Source organism: Pseudomonas sp. UBA6699, assembly GCF_002454615.1.
Lineage (GTDB): Bacteria > Pseudomonadota > Gammaproteobacteria > Pseudomonadales > Pseudomonadaceae > Aquipseudomonas > Aquipseudomonas juntendi.
Genome location: NZ_DKJF01000119.1, coordinates 1 through 7,129, shown reverse-complemented (window position 1 = coordinate 7,129; position 7,129 = coordinate 1). Strand labels below are relative to the sequence as shown.

General features: G+C 64.5%; 9 protein-coding genes. 7 read left to right on the top strand and 2 right to left on the bottom strand.

Annotation, left to right across the window (positions count from 1 at the left end):
• Window positions 1-118: 118 nt before the first annotated feature.
• On the bottom strand, window positions 119-1,210 hold the full coding sequence (gene aroC, locus B3361_RS22035; protein WP_054906245.1) for a chorismate synthase: 1,092 nt from the start codon (window positions 1,208-1,210) through the stop codon (window positions 119-121).
• A 210-nt stretch (window positions 1,211-1,420) separates the two neighbouring features.
• Here aroC and B3361_RS22030 point away from each other — a divergent pair, with 210 nt between their 5' ends.
• Window positions 1,421-2,383 carry an alpha/beta hydrolase gene (locus tag B3361_RS22030; protein ID WP_054906246.1) on the top strand — a complete coding sequence of 321 codons (963 nt, stop codon included), beginning with the start codon at window positions 1,421-1,423 and terminating at the stop codon, window positions 2,381-2,383.
• Between the two features lie 64 nt (window positions 2,384-2,447).
• Window positions 2,448-3,230, top strand: a complete 783-nt coding sequence (locus B3361_RS22025; RefSeq protein WP_009683239.1) for a hypothetical protein — start codon at window positions 2,448-2,450, stop codon at window positions 3,228-3,230.
• Window positions 3,231-3,331: 101 nt separating this feature from the next.
• Here B3361_RS22025 and prmB read toward each other — a convergent pair whose 3' ends face one another.
• Complete coding sequence (gene prmB / locus B3361_RS22020; protein WP_009683238.1) at window positions 3,332-4,240, bottom strand: 50S ribosomal protein L3 N(5)-glutamine methyltransferase; 909 nt, start codon at window positions 4,238-4,240, stop codon at window positions 3,332-3,334.
• 179 nt (window positions 4,241-4,419) lie between these two features.
• Here prmB and B3361_RS22015 point away from each other — a divergent pair, with 179 nt between their 5' ends.
• The 5 genes from B3361_RS22015 to B3361_RS21995 all read left to right on the top strand — a co-directional run bounded on the left by B3361_RS22015 (window position 4,420) and on the right by B3361_RS21995 (window position 7,089).
• Window positions 4,420-5,010 carry a cysteine hydrolase family protein gene (locus B3361_RS22015; RefSeq protein ID WP_009683237.1) on the top strand — a complete coding sequence of 197 codons (591 nt, stop codon included), beginning with the start codon at window positions 4,420-4,422 and terminating at the stop codon, window positions 5,008-5,010.
• 85 nt (window positions 5,011-5,095) lie between these two features.
• Window positions 5,096-5,416, top strand: coding sequence for a hypothetical protein (locus tag B3361_RS22010; RefSeq protein ID WP_009683236.1), 321 nt, complete (start codon window positions 5,096-5,098; stop codon window positions 5,414-5,416).
• A gap of 66 nt (window positions 5,417-5,482) precedes the next feature.
• The gene (locus B3361_RS22005; protein WP_009683235.1) at window positions 5,483-6,043 is read left to right on the top strand and encodes a Smr/MutS family protein; all 561 of its coding nucleotides are present in this window, start codon (window positions 5,483-5,485) and stop codon (window positions 6,041-6,043) included.
• A gap of 69 nt (window positions 6,044-6,112) precedes the next feature.
• The gene (folE, locus tag B3361_RS22000; protein WP_009683234.1) at window positions 6,113-6,658 is read left to right on the top strand and encodes a GTP cyclohydrolase I FolE; all 546 of its coding nucleotides are present in this window, start codon (window positions 6,113-6,115) and stop codon (window positions 6,656-6,658) included.
• 59 nt (window positions 6,659-6,717) lie between these two features.
• Window positions 6,718-7,089 (top strand): glutaredoxin family protein, encoded by a 372-nt coding sequence (locus B3361_RS21995; RefSeq protein WP_192440531.1) that lies wholly within the window; start codon window positions 6,718-6,720, stop codon window positions 7,087-7,089.
• The last annotated feature ends 40 nt before the right edge of the window (window positions 7,090-7,129 follow it).

Genomic DNA, 7,129 nt, shown 5'->3' with positions numbered 1-7,129 from the left:
ATACTGCGGCTACCCTTGCCAAAAACCATAGAATCTCCCACAGGTTGGCCCACAATGTACTGGTTTGTGGTGACCCTGTGGGAGCTGGCTTGCCAGCGATGGGGCCGGTGCAGGCAGATCAGCGCTGGCCCAGCACCGGGGTAGTCACCTGCACATCGGCATTTTGTGCACGGTGGCGCAGCAGGTGGTCCATCAGGGCAATGGCCATCATCGCTTCGGCGATCGGCGTGGCACGAATACCCACGCACGGGTCGTGGCGGCCTTTGGTGATCACCTCGACCGGGTTGCCATCCACGTCGATGGAACGCCCCGGGGTGGTGATGCTGGACGTCGGCTTCAGCGCCAGGTGGGCCACGATGGGCTGCCCCGAGGAAATGCCACCCAGAATGCCGCCGGCATTGTTGCTGAGGAAGCCTTCAGGGGTCAGCTCGTCACGGTGCTCGGTGCCCCGCTGGGCCACGCTGGCGAAACCGGCGCCGATTTCAACGCCCTTGACCGCGTTGATGCTCATCAGCGCGTGGGCCAGTTCGGCGTCGAGGCGGTCGAAAATCGGCTCGCCCAGGCCAGGCATCACGCCTTCGGCAACCACGGTGATCTTGGCGCCCACCGAATCCTGGTCCCGGCGCAGTTGGTCCATGTACGCCTCCAGCTCCGGCACCTTGTCTGGGTCGGGGCTGAAGAAGGCGTTCTGCTCCACCGATTCCCAGGTCTTGAACGGGATTTCGATCGGCCCCAGCTGGCTCATGTAGCCGCGCACGGTGATGCCCTGGCTGGCCAGGAACTTCTTGGCGATGGCACCGGCGGCCACGCGCATGGCGGTTTCGCGGGCCGAGCTGCGGCCGCCGCCGCGGTAATCGCGCATGCCGTACTTGTGGTGGTAGGTGTAGTCGGCGTGGGCCGGGCGGAACAGGTCCTTGATAGCGGAGTAGTCCTTGGACTTCTGGTCGGTGTTGCGGATCAACAGGCCGATCGAGCAACCGGTGGTGCGCCCTTCGAATACGCCGGACAGAATCTCCACCTCGTCGGCTTCCTGGCGCTGGGTGGTGTGCCGGCTGGTGCCGGGCTTGCGCCGGTCCAGGTCGTGCTGGAGGTCGGCGAGGGAAATTTCCAGGCCCGGTGGGCACCCGTCGACAATGGCGACCAACGCCGGGCCGTGGCTTTCGCCAGCGGTGGTGACAGTGAACAGCTTGCCGTAGGTATTGCCGGACATGGACGCTCCGCGAGATCTGCCTGAAATGGACGAAAGCGGCAGTATACAGATGGTTTGATCGCCTGTGCTGGCCCTTTCGCGGGCACGCCCGCTCCCACAGATATCACCCTGTGGGAGCGGGCATGCCCGCGAAGAGGCCAAACCTGCCAAGCCCCCCAGAACCTTCCCCAAAACATTGGGTCAAACCCACATCTCCCCATGTAGTACCGCATGATGTCGCGCCTTGTCGCCTTGATCCTCTTGCTGTGTACCGGCCTGGCCCAGGCCGCCGCCCCCACCGTGCTGCAACGCCCCATCGACCTCGACACCGGCCAAGGCGTGCTGCACGGCAGTTTGCTGCTGCCGCAGCAAGCCACACCGCCGCCGGTGGTGCTGATTATTGCCGGCTCTGGCCCTACCGACCGTGACGGCAACAACCCGGCCTCGGGCAGGGTCGACAACCTCAAGCGCCTGGCCCTGCTGCTGGCCAACGAACACATTGCCAGCGTGCGCTACGACAAGCGTGGCGTGGCTGCCAGCCTGCCTGCCGCACCCGATGAGCGGGACCTGAGCGTGGAGCGCTATGTGGCCGACGTGGTCGCCTGGAGCCACAAGCTCAAGGCCGACCCGCGCTTTGGCCAGCTGATCCTGATCGGCCACAGTGAAGGTGCGCTGATTGCCAGCCTGGCCGCCGAACAGGCCGGGGCCAGCGCCGTGATTACCCTGGCCGGCAGCGGCCGGCCAATGGCCGACGTATTGCGCGAGCAGCTGGCCCAGCGCCTGCCGCCGGCGCAACTGGCCGGTGGCAGCGCCCTGCTCGACCGCCTGCAGGCCGGGCAAACCAGCCTGGACGTGCCGGCACCGCTGCGCCAGGTGTTCCGCCCTAGTGTGCAGCCCTACCTGATTACCCTGTTCCGGCAAAACCCCGCCGCGGCCTTCGCCCGCCTGCCGATGCCGGCGCTGATCGTGCAGGGGCGCAACGATGTGCAGGTGGACGTGGCCGACGCCGAACGGCTCAAGGCAGCCAAGCCGGATGCGCAGTTGGTGTTTATCGACGGCATGAACCACATGCTGCGTATCAGCCCCAAAGACATGAGCCAGCAACGCGACAGCTACCTCAACCCTGAGTTGCCCCTGGCCCGCGAACTGGGTGAGCGAATCGTGACCTTCATCCAGCATTTGCCTTCGGCCTGAGGCAACGGCCTCAGGTATGCGGCCTGCCTGCCGATACAGCAGGCATAGCCGAGGACCAGCCCCGATGACCATTGCCCCCGCCGCCGCAGAGCCGGCCGAAGAGCCCCAGGACAACCCCGCCCAGCCCTGGGCCGACCTGCCGGTCGAACACTTCCAGCTATTGCGCCTGGCCGCGCTGCCCACCGACCGCAGCACCGGCGCCCGGCCGCTGCGCTTTGTGCAGTTCGGCTATGCCGAGCGCCATGACAAGGCCCACAGCCTGCTGCGCATGGAGATCCAGTTGCCTGGGCAGAAGGTACACAAGGAACAGAACCGCCTGGACATCCGCGTGGACCATGCCGAACGCCGGGTACGTATCGGCAACGCCCAGGGCTTGCAGCTGGAGCCGGTCAACCGCGGCATCGGCCGCTTCCTGCTGGCCCAGGCCGCGCAGTGGTTGCAGCGCAAATGGTCGCATTACCAGGTCGAGGGCATGCCCTTGCCGAACAAGGACGCGCTGAACGAAGACTCACGCCTGCGCCGTGACCACTGCCTGCGTGGGGTGGGCATCGAGGTGGAGTACGAAGACGCCCAGCATCTGAAGGGCCGCACCGTGGAAATGCCTGTGGGGCAGTTGAAAGCAGCCTGGAGCAATGAACGGCTGCAACGGGTGGCTATCCTTGATGCGGCCAGCTTGCTGCAGCAGGCAGACCAGCAGTTGCAGGAAAAAGACGCACAGCTGCGCGAGCGTGATGAGCGGGTGGCCAAGTACCAGCGTGAAGATGGCGGGCTGCGCTTTACCATTACGTGCCTGGTGGCGTTTGCGGTGTTTCAGGCGGGGCTGCTGATCTGGATCGCAACCCGTTAAGACCGCGTTGCCTGTTTCGCGGGCTTGCCCGCCCCCACAAGGACCGGTGATAAACCGGCGGGCATGCCCGCGAATGGGCTGCAAAGCAGCCCCGTTCGGAATCAGACGCGGCCCTTGAACAGCTCCTGGTGCTGGCGGCACTGCTCAGCGGTCAGCATGAACACCCCATGCCCGCCGCGCTCGAACTCCAGCCAGGCAAAGTCCACCTCGGGGTACAGCGCCTCCACATGCACCTGGCTGTTGCCCACTTCGACAATCAGCAAGCCTTTTTCGGTGAGGTGGTCGGCCGCTTCGGCCAGCATGCGCCGCACCAGGTCCAGGCCATCATTGCCACAGGCCAGGCCCAGCTCCGGCTCGTGGTGGTACTCGGCCGGCATGTCGTCGAAGTCTTCGGCGTCGACATACGGCGGGTTGGACAGGATCAGGTCGAAGCGCTGCCCGGGCAAGCCGGCAAAACCGTCGCCCTGCACGGTGTACACACGGGCGTCCAGGCCATGGCGCTCGATGTTCTGGTTGGCCACTTCAAGGGCCTGGAACGACAGGTCGGCCAGCACCACTTCGGCCTCGGGGAACACGTCGGCGGCGACGATGCCGATGCAGCCCGAACCGGTGCACAGGTCCAGAATGCGTGCCGGCTCGTTGGCCAACCACGGCTCGAAGCGCTTTTCGATCAGCTCGCCAATGGGTGAGCGCGGCACCAGCACGCGCTCGTCGACAATGAACGACATGCCGCAGAACCAGGCCTCGCCCAACAGGTAGGCAGTTGGCACGCGCTCTTCGATACGGCGCTTGAGCAGGTGCTGCAGGCGCACCCGCTCGTCGTCTTCGAGCATGCAGTCCAGGTAGCTGTCGGCCACCTCCCATGGCAGGTGCACCGCACCCAGCACCAGCAGACGGGCTTCGTCCCAGGCATTGTCGGCACCATGGCCGAAGAACAGGTCATGCTCATGGAAGCGGCTGACTGCCCAGCGGATGTAGTCGCGCAGGGTGCGCAGGCGGGATGTGATCACGGGGTACTCCTAATTCAGAACGGACAAAAGTCTAACAGCCTGGGGCACAGATTTGTTCCATCGCAGCGTTGCCGGGCTAGCCACAGGCCAGTAACCATGCCACTTGCGTTGTCAACCATTCCCATTGGCGCCAATGCAGGGGAGAATAGGTGCACAAAAGCCCTACCAAGGAGCCCTTGATGTCCGTTCCAACCACGATGTTCCGCCTCACTGGCCGCGATTACCCGCCGGCCAAGCTGAGCCACGCCAGCCTGATCATCATCGATGCGCAAAAGGAGTACCTCAGTGGGCCCCTGCAGTTGTCGGGCATGGACGAGGCCGTGGCCAACATCGCCAGGTTGCTCGACGCCGCGCGCAAAAGCGGCCGTCCGATCATCCATGTTCGCCACCTGGGCACGGTGGGTGGCCGTTTCGACCCACAGGGGCCCGCTGGCCAGTTTATTCCAGGGCTGGAGCCGCTGGAGGGCGAAATCGTCATCGAAAAGCGCATGCCCAATGCCTTCAAGAACACCAAGCTGCACGAAACGCTGCAGGAGCTGGGGCACCTGGACCTGATCGTGTGCGGTTTCATGAGCCATTCCAGCGTCAGCACCACCGTGCGCCGCGCCAAAGACTATGGTTACCGGTGCACACTGGTAGAAGACGCTTCGGCGACCCGCGACCTGGCGTTCAAGGATGGGGTCATACCGGCCGCGCAGATTCACCAGTGCGAAATGGCCGTGATGGCCGACAACTTCGCTTGCGTGGCCCCAACCGCCAGCCTGATCTGAGGCCCTGGCACGACCGCCCGGCAGCCGGGCGGAACCCAAGGGGCGGCGGCAGGTCGAATTCCGGATATCCACTGAGGAGAGCGGAATGAAGCTCAAAGGCAGTTTCGACGCCAAGCGCCTGCGCCCGCGCCAACCGCGTAACTGGGGCGCCCGCCTGGCGGCCGGGCTGTCCGCCCTGCTGGCGACCCTGGGCGTACTGCTGGCCATGGCCGGCATCGCCGGCTTGCTCGGCAACTACCCTGCCCTGCAGGAACTCAACGCCAACAAGGCGTTGTCCAGCATCGTTACCGTGGCTGGTTTGCTGCTGCTGTGGCTGGGCGTGCGCTTGTGGCGGCGCAGCCGCATTCGCCTGCGGCGCGGGCGTGAGCTGAACCTGTCGCCGCACCTGATGAAGAAGCATGATTGAGGGTTTTGTATTGGCTGCATAAAGCCCCCACAGTCGCGTAAACTACGCCGCCCACGTGGAGGCACCATGCAAGACGACGATTTTTCCCTGTTCAAGGCCGAAGTGCGCGGCGTAAAGCCGATCCGCCACGACCGCGCCGAAGTCGGCAAGCCCAAGGCCGACCGCCAGCAGCTGGCCGGCCTGCGCCAGGCGGCGACCGTTCGCAGTGACAAGGCGCTGGTCATCGACGGTATGTCTGACCAGTTCGTGATCGACGTGGGCGCCGAAGACGAACTGATGTGGCGCCGCGACGGCGTGCAGGAAACCCAGCTGCGCAAGCTGAAACTGGGGCAGATCCCGTTCGAGGGCAGCCTCGACCTGCATGGCATGACCGTGGAGAAGGCCCGCGAAACCCTGTGGGCCTTCATCGCCGAAGCCACCAAGCTGGAAGTGCGCTGCGTGCGCGTGACCCATGGCAAGGCTGCGCGCCTGGACGGCAAGCGGCCGATGATCAAAAGCCACGTCAACACCTGGCTGCGCCAGCACCCGCAGGTGCTTGGCTTTGCCTCGTGCAGTGCCCGCCACGGCGGCACCGGTGCCGTGTATGTGATGCTCAAGCGAACCATGCTCGAAGGCCGCGACGAGTAACGCCGCGCTTGCAGCGCCGCGCGCGCCGCCGTAACCTTCGTTTTTGCGATTTTTTCCCAAGGTAGATCCATGTCCCTGGAACAGAACTACACCGAGATCCTCAGCCAGCTTGGCGAGGACGTCTCCCGCGAGGGCCTGCTCGACACGCCCAAGCGGGCTGCAAAGGCGATGAAGTACCTTTGCCGCGGTTATGAGCAAACACTGGAAGAAGTGACCAACAACGCGTTGTTCAGCTCTGACAACAGCGAAATGGTACTGGTCCGGGACATCGAGCTGTATTCGATGTGCGAACACCACATGCTGCCGTTCATCGGCAAGGCGCACGTGGCCTACCTGCCCAAAGGCAAGGTGCTGGGCCTGTCGAAGGTCGCGCGCATCGTCGACATGTTCGCCCGCCGCCTGCAAATTCAGGAAAACCTCAGCCGCCAGGTGGCCGAGGCCATCCTGCAGGTTACCGGTGCCGCCGGCGTGGCCGTGGTGATCGAAGCCAAGCACATGTGCATGATGATGCGCGGTGTGGAAAAACAGAACTCGACCATGATCACCTCGGTGATGCTGGGCGAATTCCGCGACAACGCCGCCACCCGCAGCGAGTTCCTCAGCCTGATCAAGTAATTGGCTGCAGACCCCGAGCCGACCCTTGCAGGTCGGCTTTTGCATTTCAGGAGTTGCCCATGATCGTCAAAGCCCTGCGGGTTGGCCTCGGCCAAGTCATCGTGTTTGCAGACTGGATCAGCCGCCCGGCCAAGCGCAAGCGCGACGCCGCCGCCCAGGCCCGCGTCGACCAGGCGGCCAAGGGCCTGGCGCTGTACCAGTTCCATGCCTGCCCGTTCTGCGTCAAGACCCGCCGCACCCTGCACCGCCTTAACGTACCGGTGGCGCTGCGTGATGCCAAGAACGACTCGGCGCACCGCCAGGCCCTGCAAGAAGGTGGCGGCCGGTTGAAAGTGCCGTGCCTGCGCATTGAAGAAGCGGGCAAGGTGACCTGGATGTATGAGTCCAAGGCCATCATTGCCTACCTGGATGAGCGGTTTGCCTCGGCCTGACAGGTTTCAGCTTTCCTGTACTGGCCCTATCGCCGGCAAG

Bases quoted from the DNA above. Each gene is read 5' to 3' on its own strand.
- aroC (WP_054906245.1), bottom strand. From the start codon at position 1,210: ATGTCCGGCAATACCTACGGCAAGCTGTTCACTGTCACCACCGCTGGC.
- B3361_RS22030 (WP_054906246.1), top strand. From the start codon at position 1,421: ATGATGTCGCGCCTTGTCGCCTTGATCCTCTTGCTGTGTACCGGCCTG.
- B3361_RS22025 (WP_009683239.1), top strand. From the start codon at position 2,448: ATGACCATTGCCCCCGCCGCCGCAGAGCCGGCCGAAGAGCCCCAGGAC.
- B3361_RS22015 (WP_009683237.1), top strand. From the start codon at position 4,420: ATGTCCGTTCCAACCACGATGTTCCGCCTCACTGGCCGCGATTACCCG.
- B3361_RS22010 (WP_009683236.1), top strand. From the start codon at position 5,096: ATGAAGCTCAAAGGCAGTTTCGACGCCAAGCGCCTGCGCCCGCGCCAA.
- B3361_RS22005 (WP_009683235.1), top strand. From the start codon at position 5,483: ATGCAAGACGACGATTTTTCCCTGTTCAAGGCCGAAGTGCGCGGCGTA.
- folE (WP_009683234.1), top strand. From the start codon at position 6,113: ATGTCCCTGGAACAGAACTACACCGAGATCCTCAGCCAGCTTGGCGAG.
- B3361_RS21995 (WP_192440531.1), top strand. From the start codon at position 6,718: ATGATCGTCAAAGCCCTGCGGGTTGGCCTCGGCCAAGTCATCGTGTTT.